The sequence below is a fragment of the Synechococcales cyanobacterium T60_A2020_003 genome, assembly GCA_015272205.1.
Lineage (GTDB): Bacteria > Cyanobacteriota > Cyanobacteriia > RECH01 > RECH01 > JACYMB01.
In genome coordinates, this window is record JACYMB010000401.1 from 1 (window position 1) to 23,049 (window position 23,049).

14 protein-coding genes and 2 pseudogenes are annotated in these 23,049 nt (G+C 53.0%); 9 read left to right on the forward strand and 7 right to left on the reverse strand.

The genetic code is table 11. The annotated features are described in order from the left end of the window. Positions 1 to 200: 200 nt before the first annotated feature. A complete protein-coding gene (locus IGR76_19415; protein ID MBF2080619.1) occupies positions 201 to 431 on the forward strand; it encodes a hypothetical protein in 231 nt (76 codons plus the stop codon). Then, positions 421 to 842: pseudogene (locus tag IGR76_19420) on the forward strand (hypothetical protein). Before IGR76_19415 ends, IGR76_19420 begins: the two are co-directional and overlap by 11 nt. Positions 843 to 918: 76 nt before the next feature. Here the strand turns inward: IGR76_19420 and IGR76_19425 are convergent. Beyond that, entirely contained in the window at positions 919 to 1,524 is a 606-nt protein-coding gene (locus IGR76_19425) for an SRPBCC family protein (protein MBF2080620.1), read from the reverse strand. 126 nt (positions 1,525 to 1,650) lie between these two features. Next, positions 1,651 to 3,336, reverse strand: a complete 1,686-nt coding sequence (locus IGR76_19430; protein MBF2080621.1) for a HAMP domain-containing histidine kinase — start codon at positions 3,334 to 3,336, stop codon at positions 1,651 to 1,653. Positions 3,337 to 3,609: 273 nt separating this feature from the next. On the opposite strand from IGR76_19430, the gene IGR76_19435 reads away from it, so the two are divergent. From IGR76_19435 to IGR76_19445, 3 genes are read left to right on the forward strand one after another with little or no spacing between them, the layout of a single operon-like run. Next, complete coding sequence (locus IGR76_19435) at positions 3,610 to 4,566, forward strand: ribonuclease Z (GenBank protein ID MBF2080622.1); 957 nt, start codon at positions 3,610 to 3,612, stop codon at positions 4,564 to 4,566. A 21-nt stretch (positions 4,567 to 4,587) separates the two neighbouring features. After that, a complete protein-coding gene (locus IGR76_19440; protein MBF2080623.1) occupies positions 4,588 to 5,088 on the forward strand; it encodes a pentapeptide repeat-containing protein in 501 nt (166 codons plus the stop codon). Continuing rightward, positions 5,085 to 6,254, forward strand: coding sequence for a 5-(carboxyamino)imidazole ribonucleotide synthase (locus IGR76_19445; GenBank protein MBF2080624.1), 1,170 nt, complete (start codon positions 5,085 to 5,087; stop codon positions 6,252 to 6,254). The genes IGR76_19440 and IGR76_19445 overlap by 4 nt, the downstream gene beginning before the upstream one ends. A gap of 491 nt (positions 6,255 to 6,745) precedes the next feature. On the opposite strand, the pseudogene IGR76_19450 reads toward IGR76_19445, so the two are convergent. Next, positions 6,746 to 8,151, reverse strand: a pseudogene (locus tag IGR76_19450) (nucleoside:proton symporter). Positions 8,152 to 8,429: 278 nt separating this feature from the next. Between IGR76_19450 and IGR76_19455 the strand changes: the two are divergent. Both IGR76_19455 and IGR76_19460 read left to right on the forward strand, forming a co-directional pair. Continuing rightward, entirely contained in the window at positions 8,430 to 9,863 is a 1,434-nt protein-coding gene (locus IGR76_19455) for an isochorismate synthase (protein ID MBF2080625.1), read from the forward strand. A gap of 98 nt (positions 9,864 to 9,961) precedes the next feature. Next, positions 9,962 to 13,999, forward strand: a complete 4,038-nt coding sequence (locus tag IGR76_19460) for a hypothetical protein (GenBank protein ID MBF2080626.1) — start codon at positions 9,962 to 9,964, stop codon at positions 13,997 to 13,999. Between the two features lie 431 nt (positions 14,000 to 14,430). Here the strand turns inward: IGR76_19460 and IGR76_19465 are convergent, their stop codons facing one another. From IGR76_19465 to IGR76_19475, 3 genes are all read right to left on the reverse strand, one after another. After that, positions 14,431 to 14,685, reverse strand: coding sequence for a hypothetical protein (locus tag IGR76_19465; GenBank protein MBF2080627.1), 255 nt, complete (start codon positions 14,683 to 14,685; stop codon positions 14,431 to 14,433). Positions 14,686 to 14,779: 94 nt separating this feature from the next. After that, positions 14,780 to 15,547 (reverse strand): hypothetical protein, encoded by a 768-nt coding sequence (locus tag IGR76_19470; protein MBF2080628.1) that lies wholly within the window; start codon positions 15,545 to 15,547, stop codon positions 14,780 to 14,782. Positions 15,548 to 15,808: 261 nt separating this feature from the next. After that, positions 15,809 to 16,897 carry a Gfo/Idh/MocA family oxidoreductase gene (locus IGR76_19475; GenBank protein ID MBF2080629.1) on the reverse strand — a complete coding sequence of 363 codons (1,089 nt, stop codon included), beginning with the start codon at positions 16,895 to 16,897 and terminating at the stop codon, positions 15,809 to 15,811. Positions 16,898 to 17,349: 452 nt separating this feature from the next. On the opposite strand from IGR76_19475, the gene IGR76_19480 reads away from it, so the two are divergent. Together IGR76_19480 and IGR76_19485 are read left to right on the forward strand one after the other, a co-directional pair. After that, positions 17,350 to 18,111: a peptidylprolyl isomerase gene (locus IGR76_19480; GenBank protein MBF2080630.1), complete on the forward strand. Its 762-nt coding sequence runs from the start codon at positions 17,350 to 17,352 to the stop codon at positions 18,109 to 18,111. A gap of 112 nt (positions 18,112 to 18,223) precedes the next feature. Continuing rightward, a complete protein-coding gene (locus IGR76_19485; GenBank protein MBF2080631.1) occupies positions 18,224 to 20,794 on the forward strand; it encodes a peptidase domain-containing ABC transporter in 2,571 nt (856 codons plus the stop codon). Between the two features lie 38 nt (positions 20,795 to 20,832). Here the strand turns inward: IGR76_19485 and IGR76_19490 are convergent, their stop codons facing one another. Next, positions 20,833 to 22,587: a PAS domain-containing sensor histidine kinase gene (locus IGR76_19490; GenBank protein ID MBF2080632.1), complete on the reverse strand. Its 1,755-nt coding sequence runs from the start codon at positions 22,585 to 22,587 to the stop codon at positions 20,833 to 20,835. Between the last annotated feature and the right edge of the window lie 462 nt (positions 22,588 to 23,049).

The window sequence follows — 23,049 nt, forward strand, 5'->3', positions numbered from 1 at the left end:
GCTCACCCAACCTACGAGAGAATCAGGGTTGTGTGAGTTTTGTCAGTCAATCAGCCCTGCTGTTCCAGAGGGGCGATTCTATTTTTTGTAAGGTACACCCCCAATCAATAGTCGTAAGATACTCCTCAGCGATTTGCTAAGATTCTGGAATAAGGCGATCGCAAACCAGAGAACTATCCTATTGCTGGAGTCCGGAGTCTATGCGTAAACAGACGGTTCACTACACATCCCCATTAGATGCCTTAATAGCTGTTGCCAAACGTCTGAGTCTCTATGAAACCCAGCAAAACATGGATTCTGAGGAATTTTTTACCCAATATACTCAAGGATTGCTATCGGATGAGGCTCATTTTATAGAATGGGCAAATGACTACCGTCACTATCTTGCCCTACGCCAGGAACTAGAGCAACGACTCAAGCATGTTGCCTAACCGCCTATCTGATTACCTGAATCAAGTGGAGCAAGCCGTTCTCCAATGTAGCATTGGTTATGTTGAACGCTATGAAGAGGAACTTTTGACCCTAAACCGGGCTAACCTGAGGATTCGATTGCGATTCAATCAGACCCATCTGTTAGAAATTAATGAAGCGATCGTCATTTAATGAAGCGATCGTCATTTAATGAAGCGATCGTCATTACAGATAATCAGTTGGAATTTCTCGATTATCGCTACCACTTTCAGGACGAACAAAATCGCTTAATTTTCCGCTATGACAGCACCCCTCATTTTCCCAACCTTCCCAATTTTCCACATCACAAACACCTGCCTGATGCAGTGATTGCCTCTGAAAAACCTGAAATTATTCAAGTCTTGAAAGAAGCAACGGCAGTATTGGGGTAAGGGCGATCGCCCATGCCAATATGTACGTTAGCGAGTGAAGATTAGACTGCTGCTCTAGAGGGGCGATCGCCCCTTTTTAAGAAGCTGCTATCTCCACTGCCCGCTGACGAATCGCCGCCAAATTAATCACCAAGTTCTTCCGCAAATGCCGCTCAATCAGGCGAATGGGCATCAATCGTGTGGGCAAAACTATGACCCCGTAACTCAACTGCACGCCTGGATCAGGTGCGTCTAGAGGGGCGATCGCCCAATGGCCTACAAACGATTTGAAATCCCCTTCCACCATCGAAAAATCAATGCGATAGGGGAACTGTTCCACCATATCTAGCACTACACGGGCGCAAAACTTGAGCTTCAGAAAGCGTTCTGCTCCCACTTGCTCTAAGCGGACACAATCAGGCGACGGCGAAGCGATACAGCGACTTTCCTGCAGGTTGGGAATAAAATCAGCGAGATGATCATAATCCGTCAAAACCTGCCAAACCTTTTCTGCTGAACAGGGTACGTAGATAGTTGCCCCAATAAAGGTTTGCCGTCCGCCTAATCGTTCGGTGGTCACGTCTACCGCATCGAGCAATTCCGAATCCAGACCCGCTGGCACCTCGTCTGACCAATCATCTTCACCATCATCTGCTCCATCATCAAGGAGGGGCTCTTGGTCTAGTTCGGTGGGGTCAATCATCGTTCGCTCCTGATCCACTGAGTTTCCGGATGGCAATGCTGAGGCGTCCGATACTTATTTTGCCCTAATCCCATCGAAAACTAAGCGGTGGGGCGATCGCTCAATTCCAATCCCGATTAAAACAAATCACTGAGGCAACTTCGGGATAGCGACCGTAAAACAGGTATCCCAAGCCTCAGCAGAGGAGGCCGCATCTCCACTTAAGGGATGGCTGTCAACCGTAATCGTGCCATTGAGATGCTCCACTAATCCCTTCACCAAGACCAATCCTAACCCTGTACCGGGCACCGCCTGATCCGTTACCCCTTTTCCGCGCCGAAACTTGTCAAAAATGAGCGGCAGCTCTTCTGCGGAAATCCCTTTACCAATGTTGCGAATGGAAAAATATACCATCTCAGGTTCAGAAAATGGCACCGATTTCCGTTTTCTCTTGCCGATTTTCGGTGGATGAACGTCAGCGCTAATGGATACTGTTGTTCCTAGATGGGCGTATTTACAAGCATTGGACAGTAACTCTGTCAAAATGCGGGTTAGGCTGTCCTGATCTGTGTGCAACGTTAACGGAGACGCTGGGAGTTGCACGTCCGCCTGTAAATCCCGCTTTGCGAAGAGTTCATGCTGCGATTGGGTAAAGTCACGCATAAACTGGCAGGCTTCTACCGCTTGGGTTTCTAAACTAGTCGTGCCTGTTTCTAGCTTTTGGAGTGCCAGCAAATCATTAATCAGCTTTGTTTCTTGGACACACTGCTGCTCGAGGACATCAAGATACTTGTTGCGTCGTTCGGGTGAAAGTTCCGCTTCGCGCAGCATCCGAATCGCAAGCATCATGCTAGTCAGCGGCGTTCGCAGTTCGTGGCTCATGGTGCTAAGGAACTCGTCCTTCAGACGATTAAGCTCCTGAAGCTGCTGAATTTGCTGCCGTGTTTTGTTGTATAGCTTAGCTTGTACATCCAAACTACGCTGAAGCTGACTCGTACGCTCATCAACGAGGGACTGAACTTGTTGAAGGGTATGCGTTTGGATAATGGCGGTGCTGATTTGAGCTGCTACTAGGCGCACGAAGGAAAATTCTTCCGTTTGCCAAGGGCAAGGCTGATGATGTTGCACCACGAGATACCCCAACACGCTGTCCTGATGTTCGAGCGGCACCATCATCAGTGCAGGCATTTTATCCAAATCTAAAATGGGCGCAACGGATTCCGAGGTGCTGCACAGCGCCTGCTGGCGGGGGGTTAAGGTGATCGGCTTGGGCGATCGCCCCTCTGCAAATAATGGACTGTGGTGAGTATGCCCATCCCAAAGATGATGCCGATCGTCAAGGTCAAGATTGGTCAGTTGGGGAATCACCACTGCCTGATTGGTGCCACTCAGCAATAGGTCACACAATTGGCAATCTGACAGGGTAAACGAATGGTTAAGCCACGTTCCTTCACTAAATTCAGCGTAGGGTGAATCTGAAGAGGATACAACCGTCAGCTTTGACTCTGGTTTGGCTGGAATATCGCAGGCAAAGGGGGCGATCGCCGTCACAATCGCCTTTGCTGTAGGCTTACGGTGGGGCTTTACCTTGTGAAGCGGATTCTGATACCTCAAAAGCACCACAAAACAGCGGCTCACCTGGAGCGAACTGACAATTCCTTCTGCCGCCAATTGAAAAATCTGATCTAGACCAGCAGCGTTCCGCAAGGCTCCAGACAGCCGATCAATCAGCGATTGATAGTGAGCCTGCTGATAAATAGACTGACGAGAAAGCCGTGGATAGATATGCGAAACGGCAGGTACAGACTGAAATAGGCGGCTTGAGAGTTGCACAAATCCCTCCAGTGATTGATTCAGGGTTCCGCAATGGAGGTCATTTTCCCTGATGAGACGAAGGTGAAAAGCTCTAACCCACGGTTAGGCATCTACTACCCCCCTTGCCTTCAGCGTATCGATTGGACTCGCCCAGGTGAAACCGTGAATTCGCGGCGATTCTTAATGTTTAGATTGCATGTTTGAATCCCCTATTTCCGAGAATTAACGCACGGGTTATTGATGTGTCAGTATAGTTGAGGAACAATGACTGTAATTTGAGCGAGCTGAGCATTGCAGATTACGTTTTTGGGGACAAGTTCGGGAGTGCCAACGCGATCGCGCAACGTATCGAGTATTGCGCTACGTCTGCCGCAACGGGCTGAGGTATGGCTGTTTGACTGTGGGGAAGGCACGCAACACCAAATTCTGTGCAGCGATATTCGCATTAGCCAAATTACAAAGATTTTTGTGACCCATATGCATGGGGATCACATTTATGGACTGATGGGGCTGTTGGCCAGTTGCGGTCTGGCCGGGAATCCTAGCCGCATTGATATCTACGGGCCTCCTAAACTTGAAGACTACATAAAGGCGTGTAGTCGCTATTCCCAAACCCACTTTTCCTACCCCGTAAACGTGCATACGGTACAGCCCGGTCTCCTATTTGAAGATGAGGATTTCACGGTGAGTTGCGGTGAGCTTAAGCATCGCTTACCTGCCTTTGGTTATCGAATTGCCGAAAAAGATCGTCCCGGACGCTTCAATGTCGATCGGGCAAAAGCCTTGGGAATTCCGTCGGGGCCTTTGTACGGCAAACTGAAGCGAGGGGAAGTCGTTACCCTGCCCGATGGCCGCAAGATCCGAGGAGCAGATCTTTGTGGGGCCACGGAAATTGGCCGAAAGTTTGTGTACTGTACGGATACCGTATTTTGTGATGGAGCGATCGATTTGGCTCAGGATGCCGATGTGCTGGTTCACGAAGCCACCTTTGCCCATCAGGATGAAGAGCTTGCCTATCAACGCCTACACTCCACCACACGAATGGCGGCGCAGGTTGCCTTGCTAGCCCAGGTGAAACACCTGATCATGACCCATTTCAGCCCTCGCTATGCGCCTGGAAATGCGATCGGATTGGATGATTTGTTGAAAGAAGCCCAGGCCATTTTTCCCAATACGACCATGGCGCAGGACTTTCTGACCTACGCAATCCCGCGTCGTCAGGAAAAAGCTTTGGTAAACGCAGGCTAATCACACAGAGGAGAATCGGGAATGGCACGATGGCATAAACAATGGGCGATCGCCCTTATGGTTTCCCTATGCCTATGGGTGGGGCAGAGTCCGGCCTGGGCAGACTGGACAACACCGATGTCTTTTAGCAATGCCGAACTGACCGGGCGTGACTTTTCGGGACAAAACTTACAGGCATCGGAGTTTTCTAATGCCAATTTAGAACTGACCGACTTCTCAAACGCCGATTTGCGGGGGGTGATTTTCAGCGCATCGGTGATGACGAAGTCCAACCTGCATAGTGCAGATCTGTCCAACGCCATGGTGGATCAGGTGAAGTTTCAGGATAGTGACCTTACGGATGCGAACTTTGCCGAGGCGATTTTGCTGCGAACTACGTTTGAGAATGTGGACATTACCGGAGCCGATTTCACCGATGCCATTTTGGATGGGGCGCAGGTGAAGGAACTGTGCGCGATCGCCTCAGGCATCAACTCCAGAACAGGGGTGTCCACCCGCGAGTCTTTGGGGTGTCGTCCATGAGCGATCATGTCAAACGAGTTGGGGTCATCGGTGGCGGACAGTTGGCCTGGATGATGGCGGACGGTGCGCGCGTGCTGGATTTAGACCTGTGGGTGCAAACGCCATCGCCCGCCGATCCTGCCGTGGCGATCGCCCAGGAGTGTATTTTTGCGCCTGTGGGGGATGCAGATGCAACGGCAGAACTGGCCAGCCAGTGCGATGTGATCACCTTTGAAAATGAATTTGTGGATTTGGAAGCGCTGGGCGTTTTAGCCGCGTCGGGTGTGCGCTTCGCCCCTTCGTTGTCGGCTCTGAAACCGATTCTCGATAAGTATCATCAGCGCTCGTTCTTAAAAGATGCGGGATTACCGAATCCCGACTTTCAAGCGATCGCCTCCTTTGATGATCCAGTGTTGAAAACCGTCGGGCTTCCCTGTGTGCTCAAAGCCCGACGGCATGGGTATGACGGTCAGGGTACGTTTGTTGTGCGCCAATGGTCAGATTTAGAAACCCTGCGCCAAAACGCGAAAGCCACCCACACCGATTGGCTCGTGGAGGCATTCGTGCCCTTTGAGAAAGAACTGGCCGTGATGGTGGCGCGATCGCCCAGTGGTGATATTGCGGTGTATCCGGTGGTGGAAAGTCAGCAGATTGATCAGGTATGTCGGCGTGCGTTAGTCACAGGCGAACTTGACGGGACTGTAACGGAGAAAGTGGAGGCGATCGCTCGTACCTTAGTAGAAAGCCTCAATTTCGTGGGCGTGCTTGGGATAGAACTATTCCTCACGGCGAATGGCACAGTGCTGATTAACGAAGTTGCCCCGCGCACCCATAATTCCGGGCACTACACCCTAGATGCCTGCGTCACCTCCCAATTTGAGCAGCAGTTGAGAGCCGTCAGCGGTCATCCATTGGGATCGCCAGACCTAACTGTTCCCGGTGCCGTCATGGTGAACTTACTCGGCTTTGAATCCGCCCGAAGTGACTATCCCGACAAGCGCGAGGCGATCGCCGCTATTCCCCATGCCCACCTCTATTGGTATGGCAAAGCAGAATCCCGTCCTGGTCGGAAGTTGGGGCATGTGACGGTTTTGCTGGATGCACCGACACCTCAGGAACGGCGATCGCAGGCTGAGGAGGTTATTCGAGTGGTTGAGGGGATTTGGTATAGGGAAGTGGGGAATTGATAGAGTCTGGGAGTGATGGAGTACGGGAGTGATGACTTTAGCTTCTCCGTGAAAGCCCCGCACTCTGCCGAAGGCGAGTGTCGGGATGAAAGCGGGGCGGTTGCGAGTCCCCCTTGCAGCTATGCCAAGCAATCGCGGGGCGGCGGAGAGGGGAGACGAGCAAACCGCCAGCCTGGTATAATTGGCTAAGCATCGCAGGGTTGATTTCCCCTGATAGGTACGCTTTCGACCGACAACTGGAGTTGACCGACCCGTAGGCCTAGGCCGCAAGTCTCCCGTTTCCAAGGTTGCAATAGAGAGCATTTTTGAAACAGCACAGCAAACCTCCTTGGTGGAAAAAATTGTCAACAGTGGGGCTGGGCGTCTTCCTCACTATAAAAAGCTCGAACCCGGTAACCAGTGGTAGAACACTTCCGGTGGGAGAAGCCCGCACCGTATGTTTGCATCGGTGTCGGGAGTACGTCACAACACCCCATTACTCCGTTACCCCATCACCCCGCCTGCCCCATATACATCACCCCCGAAATACAACCCGTCATCAACGTGGCTAAGGTTGCAGCCCAAAGCGCTTTCCAGGAAACGGCTGTGATCAGCGATCGCTGCATGGGCGCAAGAGCACAGAAGCCACCGACGAAAATGGCGAGGGAGGGGAGATGGGCAAAGCCGCAGAGGGTGTAACTTAGAACCAAAACAGCGCGATCGCTCAATAGATTCTCGGCGGAAAGTTGGGCGATCGCTTGGTAGGAGGGAATTTCGGTGAGCAGGAGGCGTTGACCGACGAGGACGGACGATTGCCATAACTCCGGCCAACTCACGGAAACTCCGGTGAGGAAGGTGAGCGGTAAGAACAGCATTCCCAGCAGGTTTTGCAGGGAGATTACCGAAAAGAATTGACCGATGGCGCGAATGAAACCATTGCTGCTGGTGGAAAGCTCCGCCAAACTGACGAACACGCCGTTCACCATGGCAACCAGTCCCAACACGGCAATCAACAGCGCCGCGATCGCCACGGCCAGCCGCACACCATCGAGGGAACCCACGATCAAACTTTCCATGGGGCTTTGGTTTTGCGCCTCTTCATCCAGGATTTCGTCGGGCAAGGCTCCCAAGGTTTTCGGCGTATCAGCTTCGGGAACTAGAATTTTGGAGACGACGAAGCAGGCGGGAATGCTCAGAATTGAGGCGGAGATGAGGTGTCCGGTGATGGTGGGGAAGGTGGGGCGCAAAAATCCGGCGTAGAGTGCCAGCACCGTCGAGGCAATCGACCCAAAGCAGCAGGTTAACACCGTGCAAAACTCGCTGCGGGTGAGGGTGGGTAAAAATGGCTTGATGGCGATCGCTGATTCTATGCCGACAAAAATATTGGCAGATCCGGCCATTGCTTCGGCACCGCTAATCTCTAACCAGCGATGAAAAAAGCGGGCAAAGGCACGCACAACGGGCTGAATTAATCGCAGGTTATACAGGAGTGCCAGGAGCGCGGAGAAGAATACGACCTGAGGCAGGGTGCGAAAGGCAAAGATGAATCCCAGGTTCAAATTATCGGGTATGAGGCGATCGCCCGGAACCGGAGCATAGGCGGGGGTAATGGCTCTGGCGATCCAGCGTCCGGCGACGGCTGGCCCCGGAACGTTGCTAAGATCGGGAACCAGGGCAGACCCAAACAGGAAACGAGCACCTGCTTCCGAGGCATCCAGAACACCGTTGACGCTGGTATTGATCACTACAAAGACCACACGCATGGGGGGGGGATGAGAAAAATTAGCCCTCCCATCAGAAGTTGCAGACCAATGCCCCAGGCCACCAATTTCCAGGAAATTATGCGACGATCTTCAGAACCTAGCCATGCAATAAAGCACAGCCCACCAATACCGACGAGGGAGAGGATATTTAGCATAATCCGTGATGCTACCCCGGCTTGAACGACGTTGAAGCGTTGCTGCGTTAAGTAACAGCACTCTCAGTAGATGACAAAGCCTAACGACTCTGTTTGATGGACACCCTGCACTAAGAAAATAGCCGAAAATGGGCATGGAAGTTCACATAGAGGCTCCTGAAAGTTTATTAGGATCTCTATAGTGCGTTTATTTCTGCTTTAGGTTAGTTCCCGACCAGATGGGATAAATCGGCAACTAATTTGTAACTAAATTTAACAAAATCGGCCTAGATTTTCTCATGACCGTTACACCCTACTCTCGGCAACGTTTCCAAACTCGTGAAGAGCTGTATCAATTTTTGAATCGCTGTCACAAAGAATCGATTCGCGACCGCCGCTCAAAGATTGCAAGCTTTTCCTGTGAGCTAGATTCCATTGATCCCCTGATTGCCCTTCAAGAATTGGGAACACCCGACACCATTTATTTCTATTTTGAAAACGGTCAACGGCAGGAAACGATCGCCGCCATTGGAACCGCCGCCTATCAGAATATTCAAGGTTCACGACGGGTTGATGCGGCCTATGAATTTATCCAAGAGTGCATGGAATCTGTGGTTTCTAATGGATTGGATAGTCCGTTTGCAGGTGCCTATTTTTTCTGTAGCCTCACGTTTTTTGATCAGCCGCGATCGCCCGTTTCCTCATTTTTTACCTCCAACATTTTTCTACCTCGCTGGCAAATTTCACGCCATCACGAGCGCTGCATTGTAACTGCAAACTTACCGATTCATGCCCAAAGCAATGTGCAGAATCAGACGGATTTAGTGTGGTCACACTTACAGCGTCTTCAGGTGTTGCGCCATCGTACACTAACCTCCTCGCGCCTTGATTTCAGAAAGAATGCCGGGCGATCGCAGCGAATTCAAAATCTATCAAATCTTGACAGTTTCAAGCGAGCCGTAACCTCGATTCTGACCCGCATCCAAACCCAGGAGCTTGAAAAGGTTGTGCTGGCCCATGCGATGGATATTCAAGAGCGATCGCCCTTTTCGGCGGTGCGATCGCTAAAAAACCTGCGGCGACTCTACCCCGATTGCTACATTTTTTCCACAGGGAATGGAAACGGGCAAAGTTTTATTGGTGCAAGCCCAGAACGACTGCTCAGCATTCGCGATCGCACCCTGATTGTTGACGCTCTGGCCGGGTCGGCTCCCCGTGGCAGCAGTTTATCTGAAGATGCAGAATACGCCAATCACCTGTTGAGTAGCGATAAGGAGCGGCGCGAACATCAGCTTGTGGTGCAATTTATTCAGCAGCAATTAGCACAACACGGTATTGCGGCAACGGCACCAGACTCACCAACGTTGCTCCAGCTTTCCAACATTCAGCATTTACACACGCCCATTTGCGGCACCGTTCCCCCGATGCTGAACCCGTTAGATTTACTGGCCTCGCTGCATCCCACCCCGGCAGTGGCGGGTATTCCAAGAGAGCAAGCATTCCAGGCCATCCAAACCCACGAATCCTTTGAGCGATCGCTCTATGCGGCTCCCCTGGGCTGGCTGGATCACCATGGCAATGGCGAGTTTGTGGTGGGGATTCGCTCGGCGTTGCTGTCAGGGTGTCGGGCGCAGCTGTATGCGGGAGCAGGCATTGTGGCTGGCTCGAACCCGGAGCAAGAAGCGTCCGAAATCCAACTGAAGCTGCAAGCTCTCTTGCAAGCCCTGGATTAGGCATGTGACACTCCACAATCCGGAAAGCGGGATGCATCGGTTACGGCATTTCTCTTGCAGGATTTGGACAGAACTGTGGCCTAGGAAGGCGATCGCCCATGACCTTTTCAGATGAACCCGATCTCCGCTTGGAGCTTCAAACGAATGCTGATACCTCGGCGGCGGATCTGGCGGCGGGTCTGCAAGACTGGCTAGACCTGGGATTGTTAGATGATGCAGGAATCAATGCTGTCTTGGCGGTTACCCCCGATCATCCGGCGCTGCTCACGGGGTTGGAACACTGGCTACAACGAGGCTTGCTGTCAGAACAGGCGATCCGGACTCTGTGCGAAGCCCATTTGGTCTGTGCGATCGCCCCCGTTGTGTCACCAGGCTCTACCGGAGCGAGCGGCGATTTTCTACCCTTCGATGAAAACGAATCGACGGCTTCATCCACCCCGCAAAAGCCGATTCTTAAGGGGCGATCGCCTAACGTTCGCCTCAGAGAGAAACCGGAAATCGCACCGTCCTGGTTGGCGCGGATGGCTCAATCCCTGATGGCGGAACTCAGCGTGTTGTGGGTGCTGCTGTTGGGTATTGCGCTGGTGGTGCTGTCGTCGGGGGTGATTGCGGCGCAGCAGTGGCGGAACGTTCCCCCTGTGGGTCAATACAGCATTTTGTGGGTGTACACCCTGATGTTTGGCGGGGTGGGGCTGTGGTTGCAGCGGCGTCCGAGGGTGCAGCTTACGGCGCAGGCGTTGCAGTGGGTGGCGGTGCTGCTGCTTCCGGTGAATATGGTGGCAATCGACCGGATTGGGTTTGGGAGTGGATCTCACCTGCTCGTGATGGCGATCGCCACGCTGACCTTAACAGGACTGACGCTACTCATTTTTCAACGGCTAGGGCAGATTCCCTGGTTGGGACGCTTAAATTATCTAGCCCTGAGCTATCTGCACTGGGGGTGGCACAGTGCCCAATGGGCGATCGCTGCTGTGTATGGGGGCATCGTGCTGACGGGGATATTGACGGTAGTTCAAACGCGACGAAGGGCTGATCCCTCAGACCGTTCAAGACAATCCGTGTTCCATACCGGACTGCTGATCTACGGTATTTTGGTATTGCTGGGGCGATCGCTTTTTATCGAACAGTTGCCATTTACTGCGTTTGCACTGGCGATCGGACTTTGCGGTGCTTTGATTGCCTGGAATGCCCAGTTTTCCATCCAGTCTCCAGAATCCCCAACGCAAGTATTGCCCGTGTTAATGCGACCGTTGACCTGGGAATGGGTTGGCGGTGGCCTGATTTTTCTGGGGTGGTTAATCGCTGTGGATGATGCTCCAGCCCAGGCGATCGCCCTCAGTGGCCTTGGATTTTGGTTCTTTGGGCGGCGCTACCTGCGATCCAATGCCGTTGCCGACTGGCTGATGCTGGGAATCATCGGGATTCAGCTTCATGGTCTGGTGTGGGCTGTGCTGTCGTCGTCACTGCGGCAAACCCTCCTCACTATCGCCACCCAAGCCACCGGAACCGAGGAAACCCCCTGGACTTTGTTAGGTCTGGTTTTCCTACCGTTTCTGGCAGTAATGCTAATCCTGACCGTGCGAGTTCACCGCGATCGCCCCTCACCAACCCTGCTGCACTGGCTGATGTTTGGCTTTGGCACGGTGCTGGTGGGGCTAAGTTTGGCGAATCCTGCGACGCGATCGCTCAATGGCATGGCCTCCACCGTACTCCTGGGCGTAACCACCGTTCGTTATCTGAATCAGGAAGGCGATCGCCCACGGGCAGAGGCGGAATCAAGGCAGATTTTGCCAGACTTTACGGCTCAACCTCTGATCTATTTGACCCACCTGGCCAGTGTACTGACCGCTTTATCCTGCGTCGATTGGGCATTTCCCGCGTTGGGCGTGATTCCGTGGGCACAAATAGTCCTCGCGTTGGCAGTCCTGGAATGGGGGGTGAGCTACGGACTGGCCCAGCGCAGCACGCCACCCGCCCGATCGACTGCTCAAGCGAGTGCTTGGACGTTGGGAATCTGGCTAGCGATCGCCTGTTATGCCCTCTTATTGAGTAACGCGATCGCCGAATCTTTTGGATCGAGTCAAACCTTGGGGCGGGCGACGGATTCGGTCGATTGGGGGATGCTGTGGCTGGTCGTTCTGGCTGTCTTAACCATCTTGGGAAGCCGATCCATTGTTCCGCAGCAGCGGCGATCGCTCTGGCTGAGTACCCTGAGTCTACTCGTATTACCCCCGTTAACGATTTTTTCAGACACCTGGAGGCTCTGGAGTTTGGCGATCGCCACCGGGCTGATGATCGCCAATTCCGTGTATCTCCAGAAAACCCTGGCCAGCGCGATCGCCCTTGGGTTTGCGCTGATCTGGATTGTGGCGAGTTTGAACGACGGCATTTTCGGCATTCCCCCCGTCCAAGGCGATGGCTGGCTGGTCGTTTGGGTCGTCTTGATTGCGGGGCTGTGGGGACTCCGATTTGCCATGCACAGACTGACTCATCCCCTCGCCCAAATCTATAAACCTGCGGCGGATGGTTGGGCGATCGCTTTAATGATCCTGGTATTACTAGATTTTGGCGATCGCGCTTTCTATGACTTCCCCGATCCCGCTTCTCCGCCCACAACTACCTTACTCGCCCTCGTTGGACTCATGGGCGCGATCGCCTTTCGCCACTGGCAGCAGGCCACCCACTGGACGCTGGTTTGTGGGGCGATCGCTTTAGAACTCTTTGTGATTCAAGCAATGCCCCTGGTGACAATGGCTCCCTCTCCCTTGGTTGTGGCGAATGTGGGGCTGGGGTTAGGTTGGGTCTTGGCTGGGGAACGGCAAACCACCCTCCGGGCAAGCTGGAACGCGATTCCCCTGGGATATGCCCTTCTGGCCTTTGGATTCCGCCTCGATCAGTTTGCACCTTGGACAGGCTGGACAACCCTCGGCATTGCTTTAATCGTGATGGCGGTAGGGCGACGGGGACAATCATGGAAACCGCTGACCTACGTGGGATTAGCCATTTTCTCCGCTGGCGTGTACGAAATTGCCGCTGCCCTCGCGCCGGACTCGGAGGGCGATCGCGCTGTGGTGATGGCCGCTGCCTCGGTTGCGCTGCTGGGTGTGTATCGATTGGGCGATCGCTGGATGACCTCCTATCTTGCCCTTGCGCCTCAATCTCTGACCCTAGGGGCACATCTCCACTGGCTGATCGGCAGTGTGGCCTTAATTGCCGCCATTCCCCATCCTATTCGTCACCTTTCTGCCCTTGCCCTCCTTACCGGATTTCTGCTCACCGGATACGCCCTCGAACAGGGACGACATCAAGAAGGGCGATCGCCCGATCTCTGGGTGTATCTGGGAATCTTGGAAGCCTGTGGGCTGATCGTCTACCTGGTCGATCAAGTGTTACCCGAAACAGTCGTCCAGAGTTTGGTGCCGTGGATCGGGGCGATCGCCGCTGGAATTGCGTCGGGTTTCTACCTGGCTCCGTGGGAAACCTGGGGATGGAATGCGCGTCCCTGGCGACGAGCAGCCGTTGCATTACCGCTGGGTGCGATCGCCCTCACCCTAGATCGCGTTCATCCCGGCAGTCTCCTCATCGCCGCAGGGTGCTACACCCTCCTCGCTCAACTGCGCCACCAGGTACGCCTAACTTACATCAGCATCATTTCGGTGAATTGGGCGATCGCTCAGTGGGTTAGGGATGGCGCACTGGATCGCCCGATGCTCTACGCCAGCCTTGCCGGACTCTCCCTCCTGTATCTGGCGCAAGTGGAACCTCTGCTCCAAGATCCCCAACAGCGTCATGCTCGTCACTGGGTGCGGTGTTTGGGCGTCGGCACTATTTGTTTATTTGCGCTGCTGTTTCACCATGAAAGCGGGGTGATTCCAGCGGTAGTCAGTCTGGCAGCGATCTTCATCGGCTTAACCCTCCGAACCCGTGCCTTTTTGTACGTGGGCACCATCACATTTTTGCTGAATGCGTTTTATCAGCTTGTAATCCTGATCTTTGCCTATTCGCTGTTGAAGTGGATTGTGGGTTTGGTGGCAGGGGTCGCGCTGATCTGGATAGCCGCAACCTTTGAAACCCGACGGGAACAGATGGGATCTCTCCTGCGCCAGTGGTTTGTGGATCTGCAAGATTGGCAGTAGGAGAGGCAAAAGGCGGAGATGGCTCGGATTATCGCTCTTCAATGACTATGGGAAAAGAATAAAAAACGATGCAGTTTCTTTCTAGTTTTCGTCAATTCAGCCGAATAGTCCCAAACGAAATTCCGTCGTTTCAGCCATTCTCTAGCGAGAGTAATTAAAGAGCGTTATACGGAATTCTGCTATGGGGTGACACTTAACCCCACCGCCTGACGGCACCTCCCCTTGCCCTAGACGCGAAGCGGCTTCCCGCAGGGTAGGGTAGATTGGGAGAGATCTCTGAAATAGTGCCACTTTGCGAATCGGATTCAGTATTAGTTGTACAGGCGCGTTCAGCCAACGCCCTCCAGCGAATATCGAATCTTCACAGCAAAACTCGCCCCCATGCACCTTAAATTGATATTAATTAATCGGATTCGATATAAGCCGCTTGTTTACACAAAGCGATCAACACTGGAGGTGAAATAGGGCTCTACCCGAATCGCAATCACCCGCGACGGACGCACCACCATGTATTCGCCTTGGATATTCTTAATCGGAACCGTGATAAATTCGTTCGAATCGAACTTGGGCACGAGCTCGCCGCTATACCACTTTTGAAAATCTTGAATCGTGGGAAATCGCACCTCTTCACGATGCCCCCCTTCTAAAAATAGATGAATGGGGTACTCACTTGGAGTTCTTGGCATAGTTCGCGATGCTCCTTACTCAGCTTAACGTACCTATTCTTCCCAAAAAGCCTGAAAAACACAACGCACCAACCCACGCTATTTAGTGTCCTGCCTAAAGCGTAAGGTTAAACGGGCGCAATTGGGTGTCCATCACCGTCGATAATTGCTTCTTCAGATCGGTGCGATTGCGAAACACGAGCCGTTGTCGTCCCGGCACATCAAAGGGAAACTGCCCTGGGATGTCGCTCCGTTCCATTTGCGCCAGCACCAACTGTTCCTTACGCTTGCCTTGAAGCGCATATCCCAACTCCACGCAGACCTTAGGGCTGGGAAAAAGCTGTGGTGGTGTATCCGAGGTCGCCCAAATCGACGTACCATCGGCCACGAAGATTAAGCACTGCCGTATTTTTCGCATCAGGTTGCTGTCTAAGCGAGTGGGGCTATCAGTGAGGCGATGGGATTCCTCCAACGTCAGCGGTAGGCGCGATCGCTCGTTAAATTTTTCAAGATAGCTCTGGAGTTCATCCCGCAGCAGTTCACTCGATTCGGGATAGTCCGTTTGGTAGCACAGGAAAATGGTTGGCTCTAGATGCGCCATCACATCCCGCTTGGTGAAGTAAATTTCGTGGCTGATCAGGTCAATGTTGGAAATTGCGTAACCACCGCTGCCTTCAATGTAAAACTCGACGATTTCGCCTTCCAGGTAGCGCTGAAACCAGGGGGTTTGGCGAACAACATCACTGTCGTCTAGAAAATCGGCTCGCAGGGCTGACTTGAGCAAGCTGTTTTTGCTCAATCGCAAATCATGGGGGCGTTTTTCCAGCTCCCGAATCGGTTCATAGTCCTGGAGATACCAGGCTTTCAACGCAATAATTGCCATAGAACGCCCTTCGAATTCTCTGTGCTTGAATTCAACATCCCTTGATAGTAGTGCGAGATTTCCAAAACGAACGGAAATTTTCCAGCCCATTCTATCGAGGGGGCTAGGCGATCGCACCAGGTTTAAAAATCGTTGCCTTCCTTAGGTACGCATGCTGTCGTACCCGCTGTTGAACCCAACTAACGTGCAGAGAATGGTCGGACTAAACCACAGACTAGAACAATAGTATACCCTAAAGATATCCGAGAGGGGCGATCGCGCTTAAACGCCGATCCGAACTGAGGGCATCAGGCGATCGCCCTTATCTCCCAAGGTTAAGATCTGCTGCTCGTCCGTTGCCGTTTTCTCAATGAGGCTAGCCAGCCGTAGCGCTTTCAGAGCTTGTTCACCCCCCACGGATGGCTGCTCACCCCCGCGCACACAGTTCACAAAATGCTCTAACTCAGCATGGAGCGGCTCAATGTTGCTGGTGTAGACTTTTTCGATCAAGCCATCCTGACGGTACAGAACTTGGCCGTAGTCCGCTGAGCAGTTCGCAGTAGTGTGGCGATGGATCAAAATCTCGTTATTCAGGAAATCGGCCTCGGTTAAGGAATGCCGACAGTGGGTTGCGATGCGGCGCATCTTGCGATGGGCCACTTTGCTGGCCGTAAGGGTTGCCACGATGCCATTCGCAAAGCCCAGGGTGGCCGTCACATAGTCTAAATAGCCAGAATCCGCAGAACGACTACCGCTAGCGGTCAATCGCTCCACGGGCGAACCCGCCAATTCCAACAGCAGATCAATATCGTGAATCATCAAATCCAGCACCACCGACACATCGTTCGCCCGGTTGGAATAGGGACTCATGCGGTGAGCTTCGATCGCCAGCAGTTCTTCCGTCTTCAAAACCTTAATCAGTTCTTGAAACGCCGGATTGAACCGTTCAATGTGCCCCACCTGGAGAATGCACTGATACTCGGCGGCAGCGTTCACCAAGGATTCGGCTTCGGTAATGCTAGCGGCGATCGGCTTTTCGATCAGGACGTGGATGCCTGCTTGAAGGCAGGTCATACCGACCGAGTGGTGGAGGCGCGTCGGCACGGCAATACAAACCGCATCGACGTGGGACAGCATATCTCGGAAATCTTCAAAGAACCGCACCCAGTACTTGCTGGCGGTGTCCAGGCCTCGTTCTACATCGACGTCAGAAACGCCCACTAGCTCTACATCTTTGAGCAGACTGAGCACCCGCGTATGGTGTTGCCCCATATTACCCACACCAATCACGCCTACCCGAATGGGGTCAGGATAGTAATGTCGTTGAGAGGGAGCGTGAGCATGACCACCTGATATGCCGTTGTGTTGCACTCCTGCTGTTCTCCTACGCCCAGTCGGTTTAAATACTCACCAGAATCGTATCACGAGGTTGTTTTCTGTGAAGAAAATTGAATTTCGACATCGTAGATTCAATGGTTTTTAATGCGAACGATGGGGAAATGACGTTCAACATCTTTAAGAACTGTGTCTACCTTAATCGCCCTCCTCTATCAAGAGCGATCGCCCATTTTTTGATGAATCTGATGAATCTATGTTGAGCTGATTGTCTGGGAACTTTCACCATGAGCGAGGGGAATTTGTGTCAGTTTTTAACCTGTCTACTCCGTGCTGATGTCTAAACCATGGATTGCCCCTTCTCCCATGCCATGAATCACAGTTTGCAGCCCATCGTCACTGTGCGTCCATACAAAGCGCTACATTTCCCGACTCAGGCTGAGAGGATTTGGGCATAATAGGGATGCCGGAATCTACGCATACGCTGCATGTCTGAACCATTTTTGACGATTGACGATACCCCTGTTTCCCTCGCCCAGGCCGTTCGCTATCTACAAGCGGGACGAAAATTTGATGCCTTTGTGGGTGAAATTCTGCGCCAGTTTGTAATTGAACGGGAAGTGCAATCGCATGAAGGCTTGGATGCTAATCCATCGGCGGTCGAACAGGCGATCGTTGACTTTCGGCTGGAACAGAACTTGACCGACTCACGCCAATTTCAACAGTGGCTAGCCGCGAACGGGTTGACGTACGATGCCTTCCGGGATCAGGTGGCCTACGGCTTCAAATATCGAACCCTCAAGGACAAAATCACCGAGCCTCGCTTGCAGGAATATTTCATCGAGCGGAAGATCTACCTCGATCGCGTGGTGCTGTCTCGCATTATTGTGGACAACCAAGAGCTAGCTGATGAACTCAAAACCCAGATTAGTGAAGGCACCGCCACCTTTGAGCAACTCGCCCGCGAATATTCCTTAACCGACGATCGCATCGTCAATGGGATGGTAGGGCCTGTGAGCCGAGGCAGTATGCCCGATGAACTACGAGCAGCGGTTGATCAAGCTGGTGTTAGCGATGTGGTGGGGCCAATGGGCATGGAAGGCCGTTGGGGCCTGTTTCGTGTTGAAAAAGTCATGCACGCCACGTTAGATGATGAGCAGGTGCAAACGACATTACGAGATGAGCTATTTGAACAATGGCTGGCTCAAAAAATTGAGTCATTACCGATCAAACTCCAAATTGAGGATTAAAATTCAGGTCTATAGCTCTGAAATCACGGTAAATGCTGTGGGTTCAACTCTCCCTCCAGCCTTGCATGATTGAGAAAACCTCTACTGCTGTATCTACGGTTTCGATTCCCCCATGCCCATTGAAGAACAGCTTGCCACGATCGCCTGGGATAAGCCACCCCTGGCCTTCCTGACCCCAGATCAACAGGTATACGTAACCCAGCAGGCCACCCTCCGCGACTATCGCTTGGGTGACGTGATTTGGTCAACGGAGGACGAGCCAGGACATCAATATCTGGTAGTAAGTGGCAACGTGCGGCTAGTGCCTGCCGATGGCAAATCCCTGATTTTGAAACCGGGGGATTGGTTCGGGGATTTGCCGGAACTGTCGGATCAGTGGAAGGTGCGGGCGGCCAGTCGCGACGTTACGATCGCCAGTTGGGATTCCAATCTGTGGCAGGACTTGATGCAGACGAACGATCGCACCCAGGACGGAGGACTGGATCGCGGCGTTCAGTTTCAGCAGTTTTGGCGATCGCTCCAGTCTCGCTATCAGCCCCACATCAGCTTTGCCCCAGAGCCGATCCCCAACTATCCCTTTGTGGCTAGCCTCAACACTGGGGCAGCCTGCCTGACGATGCTGTCTCAGTATCTTGAAGTGCCTAACCGTCTGGAGTGGGTGCAGCGTCAGCTTCGCAGTCAAAAACCCAAAGATTTGGTGAACGCCGCCGAAAAGCTAGGACTTTACATGCGGCGGCTGTTGGTGGGCAACTGGCGCGATTTTAGCCAGCTTGAACTACCGGGACTCATGCCCCTCGAAGACGGCAAGCGATGGATTGTGGTGTACGCGATGCGGGGAAATCGCTTGATTATTGGCGATCCCCTGAGTCCGTCCCAGAGTTGTGAGAGCGTTCCGCGCCAGATGGTCGAGGAGGTGTGGAACGGTGAATTGTGGCAGGTTGAACTCATCCAAAAGCAGGAAGCGTTCAGTCTGGCGTGGTTTTTGCCTGCGGTGTGGCGATTCCGCAATCTGCTGGGGGAGGTGCTGTTGGCGTCCTTCTCGCTGCAACTGTTGGGACTCACAACGCCGATCATTACCCAGGTGATCATCGATAAGGTGATGGTGCAAGAAAGCTTGCCCACCCTGGATGTGATGGCGATCGCCCTCCTCTGCGTAGCCGTATTTGAGGCGTTCTTGGGATCGCTGCGGATGTACATCTTCACCCACACCACCAATCGCCTGGATATGGCGCTGTCTGCCCAACTCTTCCGCCATTTGATGCGGCTGCCGTTGGCCTATTTTGAGGCGCGACGGGTTGGGGATACGGTGGCACGGGTACAGGAGTTGGAGGAGATCCGCCAATTTTTGACTAGTACGGCTCTTACCGTGATCCTGGACAGCATTTTTGCGGTGGTCTATCTGGTCGTGATGTTCTACTACAGCCCCTTACTGACCGGGATCGCCCTAGCCGTCTTGCCCCTGTTTGCGATCTTGACCCTGATCGCTACGCCAATTTTGCGAAACTGGCTGAACGAAACCTTTAACCGCAGTGCCGACAGTCAGGCATTTCTCGTTGAAACGATTACCGGAATTCATTCGGTCAAAGCTCACGCGGCGGAAAAGGCATCGCGCGATCGCTGGGAGGGACTCTACGCCCGGTTTGTTCGTACCGGATTCCGCGCCGCCACCACCGCAAACATCAGCAACCACATCGGCGATTTTCTCACCAGTTTTTCCTCGCTGCTAATCCTCTGGTTTGGGGCGCGATTGGTGATCGATCAGCAGTTCACCATTGGTCAGTTAGTCGCCTTCCAAATGTTATCGGGACGGGTCACAGGGCCACTGCTCCGGTTAGTCCAGCTTTGGCAGGAGTTGCAGCAGGTTTTGCTCGCGGTGGATCGCATCGGGGACATTCTCAACGTTGCACCAGAGGCCGAACCCGGCACCGGACTCACCCTGCCCCCCATCCATGGGGAAGTGTCGTTTGATCAGGTTTTCTTCCGCTATCAGCCGGAACAGGAGCCAATTTTGCGCGGCGTCTCCTTTACCGTCGAACCGGGGATGTTCGTAGGCGTCGTCGGGCGCAGCGGATCGGGTAAAAGTACGCTATCGAAACTGATTCAGCGGCTCTACCTCCCCGAATCGGGACGAATCTCCATCGATGGATTTGACATCAAGAGTGCGGATTTGTCGTCGCTGCGTCCCCAGATTGCCGTGGTGTTGCAGGAAGATTTCTTGTTCAACGGCAGCGTACTGGAAAACATCATGCTGGGCAATCCCGACGTGACTGCTGAACAGGTGGTAGAAGCGGCGCGGATGGCAGTTGCCCACGACTTCATTTCCGATCTGCCCTACGGCTACGAAACCAATGTGGGCGAGCGGGGAACGTCCCTGTCCGGTGGTCAACGGCAGCGAATCACCCTAGCACGAATGTTTCTTTCTGATGCGCCGATCATCATCCTAGATGAGGCTACCAGCCACCTCGACGCCGAAACGGAACAGCAGGTGTTGGAAAATCTGAAGAAAACCTCGAAAGGCCGTACCGTTTTCCTGATTGCCCACCGTTTTGCGCCCCTGAAAAATGCTGATCTGATTCTGGCAATGGAAAAAGGCGTGATTGTGGAGCGGGGAACCCATGATTCCTTGCTGCGCGACAAGGGGCTGTACTGGTCGCTCTACCAGCGGCAAATGGCATCGGTGTAGGCGATCGCCTTCTGGTATGCGCTCGATCCAAAGCTAGGCTATTGCAAGGGCAGTTCGACCGTAAACCGAGTCTCTTGCTCCTGGCTTTCCACCGAAATTTGTCCCCCGAGTTGCAGGGTCATCTGTTTGATCAGGGTTAATCTTAATCCAGTTCCCCCTTGCTTCCAGGGATCAGCAGTGGGAACTCGATAAAACATGTCAAACACATGGGTCAGTTCTTCGGCGGGGATCGTAACCCCTGTGTTAGAGACTTGGAGCCTAATCGTATCTGCTCCACTGGAAACCTTCACTTGAATGTGGGCGTTCGTCGGTGAATACTTACAGGCGTTTTCTATCAGTTCGGTGACGATGCGCTGCAAACTTTGGGGGTTGGTGTACAGCAAGGGCAAGTTTTTGGGAATGTACGCCTTGAGGGTTTGCTGTTTTTCCTGGGCGCGGCCTTGGAAAGAGTCCACAATCGGCATTAGCCAGTCCGCTAGGTGAACCATGTCTTTGACGGCAGGCGGCAGCGTAGCATCGGTTTGCTGGAGATAGAGCAGATCCTCGATTAAGCGAATTTCGCGATCGCACTCGTGGTGCAGAATTTGAAAATAGCGGGCAATTCGACTCTGCTGATTTTGCGGTTTAGAAAGTTCTGCAAACAGCGATAACTCTTGATTGAGGCTGACGCCTAGCATCTGCAACGCCATCTTCATGGAGGTAATCGGCGTCCGCAGCTCATGGGAAATGGTGCTGAGAAAATCATCCTTAAGCTGGTTGAGCCGTTCAAGCTGGGCAACCTGCGCTTGGGATGCTTCGTAGAGTCGGGCTTGCCGAATGGCGATTGCACACTGGTTCGCCACCTGTTCTACTAAGCGAATATCCTGCTCATTAAAACAGTAGTAGCGATGGTTCATCAGCCAGAGGCTCCCCAGAATGCCACGATCATCCCGAATTGGACAAGCAAGTAACGCTACCTGTCCCCGTCGAGGATTGGGGAGCAGCGAACAAAACTGAAAATGATGACCCTGCAAAATTTGCTGGTATAGCTCTGGGAAGTCGTCAATATGGGACACCCGCCGGGTCGAGCGACAATCCGCTGCTGTGTATTCGTAATAAATGGTGGAGGTACCCTGGGACAGATCGAACATGGCCGCATTGCATCCCTGGATTTCCAGACCACAGGCTAACTCGCGGACGACCGTTTCTAGAATTTGCGCCTCGTCTAGACTGTCTCGCACCCGATCCGTGATGCGCTTGAGGGTTGCCTCGCAGTTAAACGCAAGCTGGAGCTGCATGGTTCGTTGCCGCACCTGCCGTTCTAAGGTGGCCTTCGATCGCTGGACTTTCAGATGCAGGTCGGAAATATCGTGAAATACAAGGGCGATCGCCCTATTCCCTTGATGCAAGACGGTTTGAGCCGTTGCACTCACCCAATGGATTTTGCCATCCCCGATTAGCAAACGACATTGCCACGCATTGAGGCAGGCAGGGGTTTCGCCCATGCTGGTCAAGAAGGATTCGAGAATGACTCGATCATCAGGATGGAGAAACGGTAGAAAGGAATGCCCTACAAGGGTTGTTCTAGGGCACCCCAGAGCCTTTGCTCCCATCGTGTTGATCACCTGAATCATTCCATCCAAGGTTAAGACGACGTAGGGGACGGGCAGCGCATTGTGAAGTTCTGGAGCCGCGAGAGACACCGAAACCGACTGGATCGGGCTCGGTTGAGTGACGGCTAAGGGGTCTGCTTTGGGACTCGGTAAGCCCGATAGCGAAAAATCGTGAGAATCAATGGGAAGGAGATAGCTCATAGAATAGTTTGACTCTATACCTTAGGGTTCCCGCATAAACGTCAGGAGTTGCTATGAGACGTTAAGAAATCCTCTCCGCAGTTGAGAAAGCATTCCGACTGTCGTGAACCGTTGTTAGCTGGTTTAGCGTGCCCAATACCGTGTATACAACCGGATAGGTTTGCGATCACAAGAGGAAGAATCTTTATAGCAATAAAAGAGTGGGTTAGGACGGGGTGCAGGGGTTTCACCCCTGCGTGGGGGCTGCGCCCCCATCCCCCCTTTGTCCTAACTTCTCCACTGCAATAGCTTTAGGTACGGCACAATCTTTGAACTGTCGTGAAAGACGGTTGATTGTTTGTGAGTTTGGGGGCGATCGCGGGCATTCTAAGCAGTATGGGTAACCCTACAATATAGACCACCAATTATGTGACGTACTCCCGACACCGATGCAAACATACGGTGCGGGCTTCTCCCACCGGA

What these genes read in the sequence shown, in the direction of transcription:
- IGR76_19415 (MBF2080619.1), top strand. Translation starts at nt 201, where the DNA reads ATGCGTAAACAGACGGTTCACTACACATCCCCATTAGATGCCTTAATA.
- IGR76_19425 (MBF2080620.1), bottom strand. Translation starts at nt 1,524, where the DNA reads ATGATTGACCCCACCGAACTAGACCAAGAGCCCCTCCTTGATGATGGA.
- IGR76_19440 (MBF2080623.1), top strand. Translation starts at nt 4,588, where the DNA reads ATGGCACGATGGCATAAACAATGGGCGATCGCCCTTATGGTTTCCCTA.
- IGR76_19445 (MBF2080624.1), top strand. Translation starts at nt 5,085, where the DNA reads ATGAGCGATCATGTCAAACGAGTTGGGGTCATCGGTGGCGGACAGTTG.
- IGR76_19455 (MBF2080625.1), top strand. Translation starts at nt 8,430, where the DNA reads ATGACCGTTACACCCTACTCTCGGCAACGTTTCCAAACTCGTGAAGAG.
- IGR76_19460 (MBF2080626.1), top strand. Translation starts at nt 9,962, where the DNA reads ATGACCTTTTCAGATGAACCCGATCTCCGCTTGGAGCTTCAAACGAAT.
- IGR76_19465 (MBF2080627.1), bottom strand. Translation starts at nt 14,685, where the DNA reads ATGCCAAGAACTCCAAGTGAGTACCCCATTCATCTATTTTTAGAAGGG.
- IGR76_19470 (MBF2080628.1), bottom strand. Translation starts at nt 15,547, where the DNA reads ATGGCAATTATTGCGTTGAAAGCCTGGTATCTCCAGGACTATGAACCG.
- IGR76_19480 (MBF2080630.1), top strand. Translation starts at nt 17,350, where the DNA reads ATGTCTGAACCATTTTTGACGATTGACGATACCCCTGTTTCCCTCGCC.
- IGR76_19485 (MBF2080631.1), top strand. Translation starts at nt 18,224, where the DNA reads ATGCCCATTGAAGAACAGCTTGCCACGATCGCCTGGGATAAGCCACCC.
- IGR76_19490 (MBF2080632.1), bottom strand. Translation starts at nt 22,587, where the DNA reads ATGAGCTATCTCCTTCCCATTGATTCTCACGATTTTTCGCTATCGGGC.